Here is a 17,544-nt window from a genome sequence, read left to right as displayed (position 1 = left end):
CCAGCGACGTTGCCCCCGGTAAGTTGCCACCCATGACCGACGTGACCTCCGACGCCGCCGCGACCCGGCTGCGCCGTTCCCCGCTGCACGAGCGGCACACCGCCGCCGGCGCCAAGTTCGCCCCCTTCGGGGGCTGGGAGATGCCCCTGGAGTACGCCGGCGGCGGGGTGCTCAAGGAGCACACCGCGGTGCGTACGGCGGTCGGGGTATTCGACGTGTCACACCTGGGCAAGGCCCGGGTGAGCGGCCCCGGCGCGGCCGACTTCGTCAACTCCTGCCTCAGCAACGACCTGGGCCGGATCGGCCCCGGCCAGGCGCAGTACACGCTCTGCTGTGACGACGCCACCGGCGGTGTGGTGGACGACATCATCGCCTACCTCTACGCCGACGACCACGTCTTCCTCATCCCGAACGCGGCGAACACCGCGGAGGTGGTGCGCCGGTTGCGCGCCGCCGCGCCCGCACAGGTGACAGTCACCGACGAGCACGAGGCGTACGCGGTGCTGGCCGTGCAGGGTCCCCGCTCGGCCGAGTTGCTCGCCGCCCTGGACCTGCCCACCGAGCACGGCTACATGAGCTTCTCCGCCGCGAGCCTGGCCGGGGTGGAGCTGACCGTCTGCCGCACCGGCTACACGGGTGAGCTGGGCTACGAACTGGTGGTTCCGGCGGAGCACGCGGTCGCCGTCTGGGATGCGCTCTTCGCCGCCGGCTCGGCGTTCGAGCTGCGGGCCTGCGGGCTGGCCGCCCGGGACACGCTGCGGACCGAGATGGGTTACCCGCTGCACGGGCAGGACCTCTCCCTGGACATCAGCCCGGTGCAGGCCCGCTCCGGCTGGGCGGTCGGCTGGGACAAGCCGGCCTTCTGGGGCCGCGACGCGCTGCTCGCCGAGAAGGCCGCCGGCCCCCGGCGTACGCTGCGCGGCCTGGTGGCCGTCGACCGGGCGATCCCGCGGCCGGGCATGACCCTGCACGTGGGCGACGCCCAGGTCGGCACCGTGACCAGCGGCACCTTCAGCCCGACGCGGAAGCAGGGCATCGCGCTGGCCCTGCTCAACACCGACGCCAACCTCACCGACGGCGACGAGGTCGAGATCGACATCCGAGGCCGCCGAGCCCCCCTGACCCTGACCAAGCCCCCCTTCGTAACCCCCTCAGTGAAGTAACCCGCCCCCGCCTCGCCCCGGGCCCCAGATGTTGTTGATCATGAAGTTATTGTCACGACACGCCGGCAGTCATGGCAATAACTTCATGATCAACGGGGCTCGGGTCACGGGGCTCGGGTCACGGGGCTCGGGTCACGGGGCTCGGGTCACGGGGCTCGGGTAACGGGGCTGGGGCCACGGGGCTGGGGCTGGGTGGGGTTAGGGGGTTTGGGGGGTTGGGGGTTCGCCGGAGTCCAGGACTGCCTGGGTCCAGCCGCCTTCGATGACGCCCGTGGCGTCCAGGACGGCCCAGTCGACCACGTCGGACGTCTCCACGACCACGGGAGCGCCGATGCGGACGCTCTGGTCGGTGTTGGCATCGCTGGCGCTCACGCCGACGATGCGTTCCGGGGTCTCCCAGGACGTGACGCCCGCCCAGACGTACTCCGGACCGTCGTCTCCGGGCAGGCCGTACTTCACCACGAGCTGTGACTCGGTGGGGAGGAGGCCGGCGACGAACCGGGCCCGGGCGTCGTCCAGCGCGGCCCGGGCGGTGGCGACCGCCCGGCTCATCGCGTCACCGGAGCGGGCGTAACGCACGTCCGGCTGGATGCCGGAGAACAGGGTCGCGCAGGCGGCGGCGTAGTAGCGCCCGTCCGGGCCGGGGTGCCCGGCCGGCGGGCGCAGGCTGAGGAACGAGTCGGCCTCCGGGTCGGTCGCCGGGTCCAGTTCGAGGCGCAGCAGCACCGGGGCGGTCGCGCCGTGCTGCTCCGGGTTGCCGTACGCCACCGCGATGTCGTGCCCGGTGACCGTGGCCAGCACCGGCAGCTGCACGAACGCCGGCACCTCCTCGCCGGTGAGCCCGTCGGTCCAGTCCCGCAGCAGTCGGCGGGCCGCCCCGGTCATCACCGCACCCCAGGCCCGGGTGAGGTGGTCGGGCACCCCCTGGGTCTGCAACTCCAGCAGACCGAAGCGGCGCAACCCCTTCGTGGTGAACCACAGGCCCTCGGTGTCCGACGAGTACGGCACCAGCACCCAGTCGACGAGTCGGATGCGGCCCTGCTCGTCGGGGAGGGAGCGCAGCGCGGTCGCCGGGTCGAGGAACTGGAGCCCGAAGACGTCCACCACGTCGCTGCCGACGGATTCCGCCACGGCGGCCGCGACCGCCCGCGCGGCCCACTCGTGCGCGGGTGGCCAACCGGGCCGGTACTCGGCCTGTACGACCACCAGGTGCGTCGCCGCCGCCAGCCGGTCCAGCTGCTCCTTGGTGGCACCGAACGCGGTGAGCAGGTCCGGTGGCAGCTCGGGGAACTCGGCGATCGGCCGGGTGTCGACGCTCATCAGCGGGCTGTCGAGCATCTGCCGGGCCAGCCCGTGCACCGGCTCGGCCAGCCGGCCGGTCAGGGCCGCCACCGCGGTCTTCGCGCTGACCTTCGGGAGCCCCGCCATCGGCACCAGGTAGGTCGCGCTGAGCGACTCCGGCACCGGAACGGGCAGGAAGTCGTCCGTGATGAGCATTGTGGGATCCCCCGGTGGCCGCGCCGGTGTTGTCGAGCCGAACGCTACCCGGCCCGCCGGGCCCGGTTCAGCCGGACAGCACCAGACCCAGGTAGACCAGCGTGGTGACCACCTCGACGGTCGCGCCGAGGACGTCGCCGGTGATCCCGCCGAGGCGGCGTACCACGTGGTTGAGCAGCGGTAGCGCGACGGCGATCGCCGCGACGACGGCCAGCGGCCCCTGCCATGGACGGCCCGGCACCGCGGGCACCGCCAGCAGCACGACGGCGAGCGCGCCGGCGGCCACCGCCACCGGGCCGACCGTGCCGGCGACCAGCGCGCCCAGGCCGTCGGGCCGGGCCGCCGGCACGCCCCGCCGGCAGGCCACCGTGACACCGAGCCGCCCGGCCGCGGTCGCCGCGACCACCGCCGCGAGACATGCCGGCCAGGACCGACCGGCGAGGTCGGCGAGCGCCGCCGCCTGCACCAGGAGTACGACCACCAGGGCGACCACCCCGAACGGGCCGACGTCCGGCTTCTTCATGATCTCCAGTGCTGCCGCGCCCCGCCGGTACGAGCCGAGCGCGTCAACGGTGTCGGCCAGCCCGTCCAGGTGCAGCCCCCGGGTGAGCAGCGCGGCGACGGCGACGGTCACGCCGGCCGCCACCAGCGGCGGGGCGAGCGCCCCGGCCAGCAGCAGCACACCGGCCAGCAGGGCGCCGAGAAGCGCGCCGACCACCGGGGCGAGGGCCATCGCCGTTCCGGCGACGGGGCGGTCGATGCGCCCGGCCCGCACCGGCAGCGTGGTGAACGTGGTGACCGCCAGCCGGGCTCCCGCGAGCAGCCGTGGCTCAGCCGGCACGCCAGCCCGACGCCGGCTGCTCGTCCGCCCCGGTGCTGGCCGGGCCCGGCCCGGCCGGCTCCGGCTCGGCGAAGTCGGGCTCGGTCGCGTCGGGCTCGGTGAGATCCGGGTCCGCGTAGCTCGGGTCGGTGGACTCCGGCTCGTCGTCGGCCGGGGCGGTGTCGTCGGTGCCGCCCAGCGACGGGTGCACCGGCAGCGCGGCGGACAACGCCAGCACCGAGCGCAGCAGTGGCAGCGCGACCAGCGCGTTGGCGCCCTCGCCGAGATCCATCCGCAGGTCGAGCAGCGGGGTGAGGCCCAGCACGTCTGCGGCCAGCCGCACGGCCGGGTGGCCGCCGTGGTCGGCCAGCAGGCACCAGTGCCGGGCCTGCCCGGCCAGGTCACGGCTCACCATTGCGGCGGCCAACCCGACCGGACCGTCGAGCAGCACCGGCACCCGCCGGGCGGTGGCGCCGAGCAGCACGCCGGTGGCCACCGCCACGTCTCCGCCGCCCAGCTCGGCCAGGATGTCCTTGGCGCCCCGAGACGAGCGTCGGGTGCGGTGCAGGGCGTCGCGCACCGCCGCGCAGCGGATCATCCACGCCGCGTCGTCGATCTCGCCGGAGTCGGTGATCACCCGACCCAGCACGGAGGGCGGCTCCGCGCCCGCGGTCGCCGCGAGCACCGCCGCTGCCGCCGCCTCGGTGCCGGCGCCGCACGCGCCGAGCACCAGTAGTTGTACGCCGGCGTCGGCGGCCTGCTCGGCCAACCGCCAGCCGTAGCGCAGCGCGGACTCGACCTGCTCCGCCGCGAGGGCCGGCTGGTCCTCGATCGGCGCGGAGGCCGGGGTGTCCACCACCTGGAGACTCGCGCCGCTCTCGGCGGCCAGCCGTGCCAACGCGCCCTGACCGGCGCGGGCCTGCGCGGCGCGGCGCGCCGACTCACCGGCGACGGTGCCGGCCGCCGCCCCACCGGCGTGGTCGCCGTGCAGCAGCAGCACCCGCGCCGAGGCCCAGGCGACGGGGGTCGAGGTGCCCTGGGTGGCGGCGGCGAAGCCCACCACCCGGTCCAACACCCCCAGTCCCGCGCCCGGTACGTCCAACGTGGCAAGCCGGTCGACCGCCTGCGGGCCGGCGTACTCGTCGGGCATCGGCAGCTCCATGCCGGGCTGGATGACCAGCCCGGTGGAGACCATCGGCAGCGCCATGGTCGGCGCGGCCCACGGGTTGCCCGCCTCCGCGGTCGGGGCGGCCGGCGGCGTGGGAGTCAGCACGTCGGGCAGCTGCACCTCGGGGGTGGGCTCGCTGTCGCTCAGGCTCGCCACGACCGGTGCGGCGGCGGCCGTCGACGCGGTCACGGGAGCGGACGGTTCGGTGGCGGGAGCGGTGGCGGTGGCGGGCGACTTGAGCCAGACCGGCTGACCGGCGACGACCAGTACGACCGCGTCGCAGGCGTCGGCGACCGCGCGGTTGGCCGCGCCCAGCGCGTCGGTGAACGCCCGGCCCAGCGGGGTGGTCGGCACCAGCGACAGCCCCACCTCGGGGCTCACCAGCACCACCCGGGCGGCACACCCGCGGATCGCCTCGGCCAGCTCGGCGATGGTCGCCACGTCGTCGGCGGGCTGGTGGTCCGGGTCGAGCAGCACCGTCACCCAGCCGCCCAGGTCGTCGACGAGCAACAGCTCGTTGGGCTCCGCGGACCCGAGCACGTCGGCCAGCCGGCGCGGGTCCTCGGTGGTCTCCTCGGTGGTCCAGCTGCCCGGGCGTCGGGCGCGGTGCGCCGCCAGCCGGGTCGCCCACTCGGTGTCCTCCGGGTCGCCCTCGGGCGCGGTGGCGACGTAGCGGACCACCGGCGCGGCGCTGACCAGGGACTCGGCGAACTCGGACTTGCCGGACCGGATACCGCCGAGCACCAGGACCGTGTTCCACCCGTCTACCGACATGCCCGTACCTTAGTTCTCATCCTTCGGGGCCGGGCACGTCGCCCCGACCCTGCCGAAGATCGAAAGTCCGTTCCGCGTCCATTGCGGGGAAGCGCCCAGTTCCCCGACCCGAATGCGGCGCGACCCCGGCCCGCTGCACCCGCAGCCGCTGGCAATCTTGGACACTTACCGTCAGCGCGGAACGGAAAGTGTCCAAGATCTACCCGAGCCTTCCCCGCCGAGCAGCACGCCCCGGGTCAGCACCGAGCCACCGTACCGGCCGGCGTCGATCGGATTGATCCACCCCGTCGGCCCCGCAGGGGGCGAGCGAGCGGCCGTTGCGCGCCGGGCCGACTACGCTGGCGGGGGTTCGTCCCACGGGGACTTCAGCGGCGAGGGGAGACGCGGCATGGCGTGGAGCTGGCGGTACGAGGGCACGGACGGCCAGACGGTCGAGGGACCGGCGGAGTCGTTCGGCAGCCAGGCCGACGCCGAATCCTGGATCGGTCAGACCTGGCGGGAGCTCGCGGCGTCCGGCGTCACCTCGGTCGCGCTCGTGGAGGACGACCGGGTGGACTACCGGATGAGCCTGCTGCCCACGGCCGAGTGATGGCCTACGACCGCCCGGGCGGCGACCCGCTGGTCCTCGGCGTGCCCAGGGCGGCGTTCCGGCCCAGCCCGGTCTTCCTCGGCCTGGTCGCGCTCTTCGCGGTCAGCGGCGTGCTGACCTGGAACGGGTACGGCAACGTCCGGTTCAACGTGTTCCTCTTCGTGGTGTCCGGCTGGCTGGTGTCGCTCTGCCTGCACGAGTACGCCCACGCGGTGGTGGCCTACCGGGCCGGCGACCGGGACATCGCCCATCGCGGCTACCTGACGCTCAACCCGTTGAAGTACACCCACCCGTTGCTGTCGATCGTGCTGCCGGTGGTGGTGGTGCTGCTCGGCGGCATCGGCCTGCCCGGTGGAGCGGTCTGGGTGGACCGGCACGCCATCCCCGGTCGACTGCGGCACACCCTGGTCAGCCTCGCCGGCCCGGCGACGAACGTGCTGTTCACGCTGGTGTTGGTGGCGGCGGTGCAGGTGGGCACCCGGTCGGGTGGTCCGGTGGAGTTCTGGGCCGGGGTGGCGCTGCTCGCCTTCCTCCAGCTCACCGCCAGCGTGCTGAACCTGCTGCCGGTGCCCGGCCTGGACGGCGGCAACATGATCCAGCCGTGGCTCAACCCGCAGTGGCGCAAGATGTACGACCTGTTCGCGCCGTACGGCTTCATTCTGCTCTTCGCGCTGCTGTGGAACCCGCGCATCGGCGGCTGGTTCTTCGACGCCGTCTTCGCGGTCGGTGACCTGCTCGGCCTGCCGTCGTGGCTGTACGCCACCGGCCTGGAGCTGATCCGCTTCTGGCAGAGCTGACCGGCCCGGCGGCCGGCCGGACCTGACCCGGCCGGCGGACCTGACCTGACCTGACCGGCGGACCTGACCCGGCCCGGTCGGCGCGAGGGATTCGCGTCGGCCGGGCCGGAAACACCGTCAGGGACGCTGCGCGGGGGACTCGGTCTTCGCCGCGTCCCGCTCGACGATCGGCTCGACGATGTCGTCGATCGCCGTGAGCAGGTCGGCGTCGAGCTTGACCCCGGCCGCCTTCACGTTGTCGTGCACCTGCTCGGGGCGGGACGCGCCGATGATCGCCGACGAGACGTTCGGGTTCTGCAGCACCCACGCCACGGCGAGCTGGGCCATGCTGAGCCCGGCCTGCTCGGCGAGGGGCTTGAGCTGCTGGACCCGGGTCAGCACGTCGTCGTTCATGAACCGGGAGATGAAGCCCGCGCCCGACTTCTCGTCGGTGGCCCGGGAACCGGCCGGCGGCGGCTGGCCCGGCAGGTACTTGCCGGAGAGCACGCCCTGCGCCATCGGCGACCAGACGATCTGCCCGATGCCCAGCTCCTCGCTGGCGGGCACGACCTCGGTCTCGATGACCCGCCAGAGCAGCGAGTACTGCGGCTGGTTGGACACCAGCGGGACGTGCAGCTCCCGGGCGAGCGGGTGGGCGGCGCGCAGCTGGGCGGCGGTCCACTCGGAGACGCCGATGTAGTGCGCCTTGCCGGAGTGGACGACGTCGGCGAACGCCTCCATCGTCTCCTCCAGCGGGGTGCTGTAGTCGTACCGGTGGGCCTGGTAGAGGTCCACGTAGTCGGTGCGCAGTCGGCGCAGCGAGCCGTTGATCGACTCCATGATGTGCTTGCGGGACAGGCCCCGGTCGTTGCGGCCGGGCCCGGTCGGCCAGTAGACCTTGGTGAAGATCTCCAGGCCCTCACGGCGCTCGTTCTGCAACGCCCGGCCGAGCACGTCCTCGGCCCGGGTGCCGGCGTACACGTCGGCGGTGTCGAAGGTGGTGATCCCCGCGTCGAGAGCGGCCCGGACGCAGGCGAACGCCGCGTCCTCCTCGACCTGCGAACCGTGGGTGATCCAGTTGCCGTACGAGATCTCGCTGACCATCAGGCCGGAGCGGCCCAGGTGTCGGAATTCCATGTACCGACCCTAGCCCCAGTGGATCAACACCGGCGACCGGCGACTCAGAGCACCGGGTTGGCGTCGGTGAGTAGCCGGTCGATCTCCTCCAGCACCTCGGCGCGATCGCGGTGCACCGGATCGATGAGCGGCACACCGCGCCGGTCCAGCGCGCCCCACCGCCCGTTGTCGCTCTCGACCAGGAACGCCACCGGGTGGATGACCAGCATCGGGTGCGCCGGCGGGACCAGCACCGCGCCGGTGCGGTCCACCACGCCCCGTCGACCCGCCACGTCGACCACGGCGAGCCCTTCGTCGGTGAACCCGTCGATCTTCTGGCCGTCGGCCAACTCGGTGACGAAGCCGTGGTAGCGGGTGGGCACGATGACCCGACCGGTCCGGTCGACCGCCCCCCAACCCTCGCGCTTCACCGCGGCCAGCCCACGCCGGAACGGTCGTACCTCGGCGAAGTTGGGCGCGACCTGCACCGCCCCGGTCGCGTCGATCGCCGTCCAGCCACCCTCGCCGACCACCCAGGCCAGGCCGTCGCTGAACGGCTGCGCGGCCCGGAAGGACGGCGGGATCACCGTCGTACCGAGCAGGTTGATCAGCGACCAGCGGTCGGTGTCCGGCCGGCGGACCCAGGCCAGCCCGTCGTGGAAGGGCTGCGCCTCGGCGTACCGGGCGGGGACGACCACGTCGCCGTCCTGGCTGGTGTAACCCCACAGCGACCCGTCCCGGTCCGGCAACGGGGGTCGGTCCCGGTCGAGCACCTCGTCCCGACCCCGGGGGTACGCCCCGAAGCCATCCGCCCCGGCCCGGACGGTGACCGCGTCGAGGGCGACCCGGACCCGGTCCAACAGTTCGGCGTCGCCCGCGCCGCGCAGGTCGAGCGCCTTCTCGAAGTGCTCGCACGCCTCCATGAGCCGCCCCTGGTCGTAACACGACCGCCCGGCGTGCTCGTGCAGCGCGGCCCGTAGCCGGTCGGGCAACTCGATCGAGTTGGCCTGGGCGAAGAGCTGGTCGGCCTCGGCGAAGTCGCCGCGCCAGCGCAGCACATGGGCCAGCCGGGCCTGGGCCAGCGCGGTCCGGCGCAGCTCGCCGGTGGCCTCGGCGTAGGTGAGGGCGAGCCGACCGTCGGCCAGCGCGTCGTCCAGGTCGCCGAGGATCCGCGAGGCCACCGCCCGCAGGCTGAGCAGCCGGGCCCGCGCACGGTTGTCGACCGCCGAGCCCAACTTCTCGGTCAGCCGCCGACGGATGGCCCGCAGGTCGTCCGGCCCCGTCAGCTCCTCGCGCAGAGTGACCGGGTCCAACCGCCACCGGTACGCGGCCAGCACCTGCTCCGGGTCGCCCGGGTCGGCCAGCGACGGACGGGTCACCACCGGCGGTGCTTCGTCGGGTGGCGCGGACTCCTGCTCGTGCTCCCCGTGCGAGCCGCTCCTCGGGCCGGGTACGGCCGACGCCGGCGGCGCGGAGGTCGGCACCACCGACGCTGGCGGTCCGGAGGTCGGCACCACGGATGCTGGCGGCGCGGACGTCGGAGCTGTCGACGCTGGCAGTCCGGAGGTCGGCACCACCGATGCTGGCGGCGCGGACGGAGCTGTCGACGCCGGGGGGCCGGAGACGGGCGCCGCGGGCGGTGGTGTCGAGGCCGGCGGCGCGGAGGCGGGTTCTGCTGCGGGTGCCGGCGGTGCGGAGACCGGTGCCCCGGAGTACGGCTGTGCCGGTGGCGCGGATACGGGCGCTACGGAGTACTGCTGCGCTGAGGCGGGTGGTGCGGACACCGGCGCGGTCGATGTCGGCGGCCCGGAGACGGGCGCGGCGGAGAGGGGCGGCCCGGAGACGGGTGCCGCGGGTGGGACAGACACCGGCGGTGCCGATACCGGCGGTGCCGGAGGAACGGAGACCGGCGTGACCGAGGCGGGCGGTGCGGATACCGGCGGTGCCGAGAACGGCGGCGCGGAGACCGGCGTGACCAATGCTGGCGGCGCGGAGGCGGGCGGTGCGGAGACCGGCGTGACCGAGGCGGGCGGTGCCGAGACCGGCGGTGCGGAGACCGGCGTGACCAATGCTGGCGGCGCGTAGACCGGCGGTGCGGAGACCGGCGGGCTGGTGTCGTCCGCAGCCGTGACGTGCGTCGCCGCGTCGCCCCGCCACTCGTCGACTCCCGAGCCGTCCGTCGGGCTCGCGCTCGGATCGTCGATCGCGTCCGTCGGCCCGTCGGGTGGCGCGAGTTCGTCCGTCGGGTCGTGGGCGACCGGATCGGTGGCCGCGCTGGGCGAAGCGGCGACAGGCTGCTGGTCGGTCTCGCCCTCGGCGTCGAGGTCGGCTTCGGTCCGCTGGTGGGGCATCGCGACGACAGGTGCGCCGGAGACGGGCTGGTCGCCCTCCACAGTCTCGGTGTCGAACCCGGGCTGCGGGTCGTCGTCCAGGTCGTCCGCCCAGAACCGTGGGGCACCGGACACCGGGTCGACGGGCGGCGCGGAGACCGGGTCGGACACGTCGTCCGATGCCGATCCGCTGGGGTGCTCGCCGGCCACGCCGAGATAGGTGTCGGCCGCCGACGACGTCTGCCCGTCCGGTGTCGCGGCAAGGTCGGGGTCGCCGGCCGTCGCGTCGTCGTCGACCGGATCGGACGACCGCTGGTGCGTCGGAGGCTCGGCCTGGTCGAACGACCGCTGGTCCGTCGCGGGCTCGGCCTGGTCGAACGACCGCTGGTCCGTCGCAGGCTCGGCCTGGTCGGAGGCGGCGGACTGAGCGGGGCTGAACCACGCCTCTGGTCCGCGGGCGCCCGGGACGTCGTCCGGCTCGTGAACGGGCGCCACCGGCTCGTCCGTGGGCGGCGGGGGCACGTAGCGGCGCGGCGTACCGGGGGCCGGCGGGAGCACCGGCTCGACCTCCGCCGTCGGTGGCTGCGGGGTCGCCGGCTGCGGAGCCACCGGGCTCGGGTCGGCCGGGGGCGGGTCGGACCGGGTCGCCGGCGGCGGCGGTGCCTGCCAGGTGGGTGGCGGGGCCACCGACGGGCGGGCGTCCGCCGTCGGTGCCAGTCGCTCCGGCGGGTACGGGCGCTGTTGCGCGGCCGCTCGATCCGGCGCGGCCGGGCGCTCGGCGGGGTGCGGCCGCTCCGCCGGGGGCGAGCGGTCCGGAGAGGTCGGGCGGCGGTCGGTCGGTGGGGTGCCGGCCAACGGTTCGCCGACCTGACGGCGGTCCGGGCGCTGCTCCTCGCCGCGCCGCTGGTCCACCGGACGGTCCCGGCTGTCCGGCTCGGGGTAACGCGGCGGCGCAGCGGGGTGCGGCCCGGGTGCCGGTGGTGGTTCGGCCAGCGGTCGGCGTCCCGATGCCGGCGGGGTGTCCGAGCGATCGTCGGCACCGGGCGGGTCCACCGGCGCGGGCAGGTACTCCATCCGCAGGCGCGCGGCGGGTGGCCCCGAGACCGGCCGGTCGGAGGCCGGAGAGACGGGAACGGCCGACACCGGTCGGTCCCAGCCTCGGGGGGTGGGGGAGTCGGGTGCCGGTGACACCGGGTGGTGCGGGGTGGCCAGGGCGGCTGACACCGGTCGGTCCCAAGCGGGGGAGACGGGTGCCGGCGACACGGGTCGCTCCGGAGAGACCGGCATGGCGCGGTCGGAGGTGGGCGGCGCCGTGGCGGCCGGACGTACCGGTCGCTCGTCGTACCGTGCGGCCGGCCGCGAGGACACGCCCGGCTCGGTGCCGCGGTACGGGTCCGTCGTGCGGTGGGGATCGGAGCTGCGGTACGGGTCCGGGGTGCGGTGGCCGGGCTCCCGGGTGCGGTCCGAGGTGCGGTCCTGGCGCACCGGACCCGGTGCTGGCCAGGGCAGACTGCCGTCCGACCGGTGGCCCGGCTGCGGCCGGGGCTCGCGGTACGCGTCCTCACGGGGTGCGTCCTCGCGATACCCGTTGTCGCGGTACCCGTCCGGGCGGGCCTGCTCGCGGGGTCGCCGGTCCGGGTACGCCTCGGCGCGGGCGGCCGCCTCACGGGGTTGCTGCCGGTGCGGCTCGGTGTCGGGCCGCCGCCGGTCGTTGTCGAGGCGCGACGGGTCGGGCAGGTCCGGCTCGGGGCGACGCCGTCGTCCACCGTTGGGTGAGGGCGCTGCGCCGATCCCCTCATCCGCGCGGTAGCGCGGCTCCGGGCGGCGCAGGTCGTCGGCGGGCCGGTCCGGATACCCGTCGGCGCGGTAGCGCGTGCGGCCGTCCGCTGACGCCCACGGGTCGACCCCGTCGGCGACACGGCCGTCGTGGTCGCGGCTGGGTCGGACGCCGTACCCGTCGGCGGTGTGCCGTTCGTGACCAGCGGCGGGTCGTTCCGGCGTGCCGCGCCGACGTGGTGTGTCGTCCGGCTCGGGCACCCAGCCGGGTTCGGGCCGGGGCGCGGGGGAGACCGGCGGGGATCCCCGGTAACCCCGATCCCGTTCGGCCGGCTCCGGCCGGGGGCCGCGACTGTCGTACCGCTCGGGGTTGGGCTGGTCCCGGTGCCAGGCGGCTTCCCGCGCGGGCCCCCGCTCGTCGGCGGGGCGTCGCTCGGACCAGGCGGTCCGTCGGTCCGACTCGGGCGAGCGGCGGTCGTCGCGGCGGGGTGGCTCGGGCAGCGGACGACGGTACGGCTCGTGGTCGTAGTGGCGGGAGTCAGCGCTGTCCGGCCGGCCGTAGACGGACGTGTCGGCCGCGAAATCGTCGCTGCGGAGTCGGCTGTAGGCCGATGCCTCACCCGGCTCGTCGTCCCCCCAGGAACGGCCGTGCGGCGCCTGTTCCGCCGGTGGTTCGTCGGACCAGGACCGGCCGAGGTAGGTGCCGTCCGGGCGGGTGGGCGCCAGCGGCGGCACCTCGGCGCGACCGGTGACCGTCGCACGGCCGCGCGGTGGTGGCTGGTGCGGCCTGCCGATGTCCCCGGCGTAACGCTGGCCGGGGAACTGGGGGTGCCACTCGGTGGTCGGCTCGACCACCCAGGACGGCTCGTTCGGGTCTGACCACCGGTCGGAGTAGCGGCCGTTCATCCGTCGAGCCCGTCGCCGCACCCGGCCGCTCGGCCGATCCTCGCCGGGGGTGAGGTGTCCGCAGCCGCCGTCGGGTGACCGCTGGGCGTCCGGTCGCCGCCTGCCACGCCCCGGTGGCCGGCTCGCGTCCGCTCGCTCACGCGTTGTCACCTCGTTGCAAATTGTCGCGCTGGGGCCGCACGCGCCGGTCAGATTGCCGCTCCGGCAGGCCGTGGCTGCGGATGGAGGGTAACGGCGCGGGCTCGCTCACCGCCACTGTGGTGCCGCGCGCCAGCGCAAACGTTATCCCATTGGTTTCGGACATTTGGGCGTATAAGCCAATCTGACCTCCGACCTTACCGCACCGGAAGAGCGCCCGGCTGCGGCGGGATCGCCGTCCGAGTTCAGGGGTGCTCCATGACGAGGACGGCGAACGTACCGGGAGCGAGCGCCTCGTAACGGTGCGGGGCGTCGCCGGGGAACGTGGCGTAGTCGCCGGGTTCGAGTTCGACCGGTGCCGCCTCGGGTCCGACCCGCAGCCGGCCGGCGGCGACCACCACGTGCTCGATACTGCGGGGTGTGTGTCCGTGCCCGGCCCGGACCGCGCCGGGTTCGAGCCTGATCAGGTAGAGGTCCCGGCGCAGGTGCGCCGCACCGGCGCTGAGCAGCGTTCCGCTGAAGTCGGCCTGCTCCGAGCGGACGTGCGGCCCGTCCCCGGCCCGGACGACCCGTACGCCGTCGTCGACGGGCTCCACCAGCCGGCTGAACGGCACGCCGAGCGCGACGCCCAGCGCCCAGAGCGTCTCCACACTCGGGTTTCCGGTGCCCGACTCCAGTTGGGAGAGGGTGGACTTGGCCACCCCCGCTCGGCGGGCCAGCTCGGTCAGCGAGATGCCGACCCGTTCCCGCTCCCGGCGTAGGGCGGCGGCGATGGTGGCCAGGGGGGCAGCCGGTTCCGAAGGCATGCCTTCGCTCCATTGGTCACATGTTCGGTCTGTCGAACAACGGCCCGTTCAGCATGAAGAACGCACGGCACGATCCGCGCAGTTACGGCGAAACTGCTGCCTCGCAGATGTCTGAGGCAGCAGTTTCGCCGATGTCGTGCGGATCGTGGAGGTGTGCCGATGGCCCGCCCGCAGGTCAGACCTTGTCGCCCAGCTTGACCTGAGGCGCCGGTGCGCGCATCCGGCGGAAGGTGATCGACCGCATGACCGCGTAGAGGAAGAGCGAGCCCATCCGCTGGTTGGTCTTCGGGAAGCGCTCCCGGACCAACTTGCTGATCTTGCGGCAGATCAGCACCGAGTCGACGACCACACCCAACGCCAGCGCTCCCCAGAGCACGTTGGAGACCAGCCGGACCACCGGCGGCATGGCCGCGTTCGAACCGACCAGCACGATCAGCGCGCCGCCGAAGAACCAGGTGCCGACGGTACGCCGGGAGTCGACCACGTTGCGGGCCAGCAGCCGCTCCGGGCCACGGTCGCGGGGGCCACCCTCGCGGCGGAACTCCGACGCCGCCTCGGCACGCAGTTGCCGGCGGCGCTCCCGCTCCTCCTCCTTGGTGAGGGGGCGGCTCGGGCCGGCCGGGCGACGGCCGACGGTCGGCCGCTTGGGCGTCTCCCGACCCTTGGCCGGGGTGTAACCCCGGGGACGCTCAGCGGTCTCCTCGGGGGTCACCGAGGTGACGGCCTCGTCGACGAGGTCGGTGGACTTGCGGCGAAAGAGCGACGGCACGCGGCAAGGGTAGCCAACGGTCCACGCCCGGTGCACATCGCGGGTACAGCGGCCGACGGCTCCAGGTCGCAGCGCGACCTGGAGCCGTCGGAGCCGAACGGTGGTGAGCGACGTTACGGACGCTCGACGTGCGCGCCCAGGTCGGCGAGCTTCGCCTCGAAGTCCTCGTAGCCCCGGTTGATCAGGTCCACGCCGTACACCCGGGAGGTGCCCTCGGCCGCGAGCGCCGCGATCAGGTGGCTGAACCCGGCGCGCAGGTCCGGGATGACCAGGTCGGCGGCGTGCAGCTTGCTCGGCCCGGCGATCACGGCGGAGTGCTTGAAGTTACGCCGGCCGAAGCGGCACGGGGTGCCGCCGAGGCAGTCCCGGTAGACCTGGATGTTGGCGCCCATCGAGTTGAGCGCCTCGGTGTAGCCCAGCCGCTGCTCGTAGACCGTCTCGTGGACGATCGACAGACCGCGGGCCTGGGTCAGCGCCACCACCAGCGGCTGCTGCCAGTCGGTCATGAAGCCGGGGTGCACGTCGGTCTCCAGCGCCACCGCGTTCAGCTCGCCACCCGGGTGCCAGAAGCGGATGCCGCCCTCCTGACCCGGGTCGCCCAGCTTCGGCGCGCGGGCGTCGGTGACCTCGTACTCGCCGCCGACCGAGCGGAAGATGTTCAGGAAGGTCATCATGTCGGCCTGCTGAGCGCCCAGCACCTCGACGTGACCACGGGTGGCCAGGGCGGCGGCCGCCCAGCTCGCCGCCTCGATCCGGTCCGGGATCGGCCGGTGGGTGTAGCCGTGCAGCTTGGGCACGCCCTGAATCTCGATCACCCGGTCGGTGTGGACCTTGATGATCGCGCCCATCTTCTGCAGGATGCAGATCAGGTCGATGATCTCCGGCTCCACCGCGGCGTTGCGCAGCTCGGTGACGCCCTCGGCCATCACGGCGGTCAGCAGCACCTGCTCGGTGGCGCCGACGCTCGGGTACGGCAGGGCGAACTTGGTGCCGTGCAGCCCGTTCGGCGCGGACAGGTGCAACCCCTCGGGCCGCTTCTCGACAGTCGCGCCGAACTCGCGCAGTGCCTGCAGGTGGAAGTCGATCGGACGCGGGCCGATGTGGCAGCCGCCCAGATCCGGGATGAACGCGTGCCCGAGGCGGTGCAGCAGCGGGCCGCAGAACAGGATCGGGATCCGGCTGGAACCGGCGTGCACGTTGATCTGGTCGGTGCTGGCGCTCTCCACGTTCGCCGGGTCGAAGACGAGCTCGCCGTCCTCGGTGCCGTCGGTGACCTTGACGCCGTGCAGGCCGAGCAGACCGCGCACCACCTCGACGTCACGGATCTTCGGCACGTCGAACAATCGGCTCGGGCTGTCGCCGAGAAGCGCGGCGACCATCGCCTTCGATACCAGGTTCTTCGCGCCGCGCACGCGGATCCGCCCTTCGAGCGGAGTGCCTCCGTGCACAACCAGGACGTCGTCGGTCAACGCAACCTCCAGCGCGTCGGTGCTGCTGTGTTGATTGGTGGGGCGCCTGAACGTCGTCGCTACCCCGGATGCGGCCACATCGAAACGGCTCGCGTGTGTCGTCGCTTGGGCAGCATAGCCCTCGGTGACGAAAAAGGACTCGGTCACATCGGCGTGTGTGGCATTAATCGGTGATCCGGCACTTTTGCGTACCAAGAGCGCTACGCATCGTGATCAGGACACCGCCGGCGGTGGGGTGTCCGCGCCGGGCAACGCGAGCATCTGGTCAAGCGCCACCCGGGCGTGGTGCGCGGTGTCGGCGTCCACCGTGATCTGGTTGACCACCCGGCCCGCGACCAGCTCCTCCAGGGCCCAGACCAGGTGCGGCAGATCGATCCGGTTCATCGTCGAGCAGTAGCAGACGGCCTTGTCCAGGAACATGATCTGCTTGTCCGGGTGCGCCAGCGCGAGCCGGCGGACCAGGTTCAGCTCGGTGCCGAGCGCCCACGCCGAGCCGGCCGGAGCCGCCTCGATGGTCTTGATGATGTATTCGGTGGACCCGACGTGGTCGGAGGCCGTCACCACCTCGTGCCGGCACTCCGGGTGGACCAGGACGTTGACCCCGGGCACCCGCTCCCGTACGTCGTTGACGCTCTCCAGGGTGAACCGGCCGTGCACCGAGCAGTGCCCCCGCCACAGGATCATCTTGGCGTCGCGCAGTTGCTCCGGGGTGAGCCCGCCGCCGGGCTTGTGCGGGTCGTAGAGGACGCAGTCGTCCAGCGACAGGCCCATCTCCAGCACCGCCGTGTTACGGCCCAGGTGCTGATCCGGCAGGAAGAGCACCTTCGACCCCTGCTCGAAGGCCCAGTCCAGGGCGCGCTTGGCGTTGGACGAGGTGCAGACCACGCCGCCGTTGCGGCCCACGAAACCCTTGATGTCGGCCGAGGAGTTCATGTACGTCACCGGGACCGTGTCGCCGGCGATGCCCAGCTCGGTCAGCGTGTCCCACGCGGCCTCGACCTGGCCCAGCACGGCCATGTCCGCCATCGAGCAACCCGCCGCGAGGTCCGGCAGGATCACCCGCTGGGCGTCGGTGGTCAGGATGTCCGCGCTCTCGGCCATGAAGTGCACACCGCAGAAGACGATGTACTCCGCGTCCGGGCGGGCCGCGGCCTCCCGGGCCAGCTTGAACGAGTCACCCGTCACATCGGCGAACTGGATCACCTCGTCGCGCTGGTAGTGGTGCCCCAGCACGAAGACCTTGCTGCCCAGCTTCGCCTTCGCGGCGGTGGCGCGGGCCACCAGATCCGGGTCGCTGGGCGCCGGCAGGTCGCCCGGACACTCGACGCCGCGCTCGGTGTCGGGGTCGCTGCCCCGGCCGAGCAGCAGCAGAGCCGTCGCCGTGTTGGAGGGTTCCACCCAGGTCGAAGTCACGTAGCCCATGGTCCCACAGCGCGAGCGCGCCGCA

At 73.7% G+C, this 17,544-nt stretch carries 12 protein-coding genes; 3 read left to right on the top strand and 9 right to left on the bottom strand.

What is annotated here, in order from left to right:
- Positions 1–32: 32 nt before the first annotated feature.
- Entirely contained in the window at positions 33–1,163 is a 1,131-nt protein-coding gene (gcvT, locus tag AB0877_RS13585) for a glycine cleavage system aminomethyltransferase GcvT (RefSeq protein WP_366608856.1), read from the top strand.
- 198 nt (positions 1,164–1,361) lie between these two features.
- On the opposite strand, the gene AB0877_RS13580 is transcribed toward gcvT, so the two are convergent.
- From AB0877_RS13580 to AB0877_RS13570, 3 genes are all read right to left on the bottom strand, one after another.
- Entirely contained in the window at positions 1,362–2,660 is a 1,299-nt protein-coding gene (locus AB0877_RS13580) for a DUF2314 domain-containing protein (protein WP_366608855.1), read from the bottom strand.
- 67 nt (positions 2,661–2,727) lie between these two features.
- Entirely contained in the window at positions 2,728–3,501 is a 774-nt protein-coding gene (locus AB0877_RS13575; RefSeq protein ID WP_366608854.1) for an adenosylcobinamide-GDP ribazoletransferase, read from the bottom strand.
- Positions 3,491–5,422, bottom strand: a complete 1,932-nt coding sequence (locus AB0877_RS13570; RefSeq protein ID WP_366608853.1) for a bifunctional adenosylcobinamide kinase/adenosylcobinamide-phosphate guanylyltransferase — start codon at positions 5,420–5,422, stop codon at positions 3,491–3,493. The genes AB0877_RS13575 and AB0877_RS13570 overlap by 11 nt, the downstream gene beginning before the upstream one ends.
- Before the next feature lie 388 nt (positions 5,423–5,810).
- Between AB0877_RS13570 and AB0877_RS13565 the strand changes: the two genes are divergently transcribed.
- Positions 5,811–6,011, top strand: coding sequence for a hypothetical protein (locus AB0877_RS13565; protein ID WP_007463228.1), 201 nt, complete (start codon positions 5,811–5,813; stop codon positions 6,009–6,011).
- Positions 6,011–6,808: a site-2 protease family protein gene (locus tag AB0877_RS13560; protein WP_366608852.1), complete on the top strand. Its 798-nt coding sequence runs from the start codon at positions 6,011–6,013 to the stop codon at positions 6,806–6,808. Before AB0877_RS13565 ends, AB0877_RS13560 begins: the two co-directional genes overlap by 1 nt.
- Before the next feature lie 117 nt (positions 6,809–6,925).
- On the opposite strand, the gene AB0877_RS13555 is transcribed toward AB0877_RS13560, so the two are convergent.
- The 6 genes from AB0877_RS13555 to nadA form a co-directional block, all read right to left on the bottom strand.
- Entirely contained in the window at positions 6,926–7,924 is a 999-nt protein-coding gene (locus AB0877_RS13555) for an aldo/keto reductase family protein (RefSeq protein WP_355007754.1), read from the bottom strand.
- A 44-nt stretch (positions 7,925–7,968) separates the two neighbouring features.
- The gene (locus AB0877_RS13550) at positions 7,969–12,915 is read right to left on the bottom strand and encodes a WG repeat-containing protein (RefSeq protein WP_366608851.1); all 4,947 of its coding nucleotides are present in this window, start codon (positions 12,913–12,915) and stop codon (positions 7,969–7,971) included.
- A 383-nt stretch (positions 12,916–13,298) separates the two neighbouring features.
- Positions 13,299–13,859, bottom strand: a complete 561-nt coding sequence (locus AB0877_RS13545; protein WP_366608850.1) for an XRE family transcriptional regulator — start codon at positions 13,857–13,859, stop codon at positions 13,299–13,301.
- Between the two features lie 175 nt (positions 13,860–14,034).
- Positions 14,035–14,628: a DUF3043 domain-containing protein gene (locus AB0877_RS13540; protein ID WP_366608849.1), complete on the bottom strand. Its 594-nt coding sequence runs from the start codon at positions 14,626–14,628 to the stop codon at positions 14,035–14,037.
- Positions 14,629–14,741: 113 nt separating this feature from the next.
- A complete protein-coding gene (murA, locus tag AB0877_RS13535) occupies positions 14,742–16,097 on the bottom strand; it encodes a UDP-N-acetylglucosamine 1-carboxyvinyltransferase (protein ID WP_366608848.1) in 1,356 nt (451 codons plus the stop codon).
- Positions 16,098–16,310: 213 nt separating this feature from the next.
- On the bottom strand, positions 16,311–17,510 hold the full coding sequence (gene nadA, locus AB0877_RS13530) for a quinolinate synthase NadA (RefSeq protein ID WP_366608847.1): 1,200 nt from the start codon (positions 17,508–17,510) through the stop codon (positions 16,311–16,313).
- Positions 17,511–17,544: the final 34 nt, after the last annotated feature.

It is taken from the genome of Micromonospora sp. NPDC047644 (assembly GCF_040704315.1).
GTDB lineage: Bacteria > Actinomycetota > Actinomycetes > Mycobacteriales > Micromonosporaceae > Micromonospora.
The sequence above is the reverse complement of the archived record's forward strand: the minus strand, read 5'-3'. Positions and strand labels throughout refer to the sequence as shown.

Excerpts from the sequence above, each read along its gene's own strand:
- AB0877_RS13570 (WP_366608853.1), bottom strand. The coding sequence starts at position 5,422 with ATGTCGGTAGACGGGTGGAACACGGTCCTGGTGCTCGGCGGTATCCGG.
- AB0877_RS13545 (WP_366608850.1), bottom strand. The coding sequence starts at position 13,859 with ATGCCTTCGGAACCGGCTGCCCCCCTGGCCACCATCGCCGCCGCCCTA.
- AB0877_RS13550 (WP_366608851.1), bottom strand. The coding sequence starts at position 12,915 with ATGAACGGCCGCTACTCCGACCGGTGGTCAGACCCGAACGAGCCGTCC.
- AB0877_RS13555 (WP_355007754.1), bottom strand. The coding sequence starts at position 7,924 with ATGGAATTCCGACACCTGGGCCGCTCCGGCCTGATGGTCAGCGAGATC.
- AB0877_RS13580 (WP_366608855.1), bottom strand. The coding sequence starts at position 2,660 with ATGCTCATCACGGACGACTTCCTGCCCGTTCCGGTGCCGGAGTCGCTC.
- AB0877_RS13565 (WP_007463228.1), top strand. The coding sequence starts at position 5,811 with ATGGCGTGGAGCTGGCGGTACGAGGGCACGGACGGCCAGACGGTCGAG.
- gcvT (WP_366608856.1), top strand. The coding sequence starts at position 33 with ATGACCGACGTGACCTCCGACGCCGCCGCGACCCGGCTGCGCCGTTCC.
- AB0877_RS13560 (WP_366608852.1), top strand. The coding sequence starts at position 6,011 with ATGGCCTACGACCGCCCGGGCGGCGACCCGCTGGTCCTCGGCGTGCCC.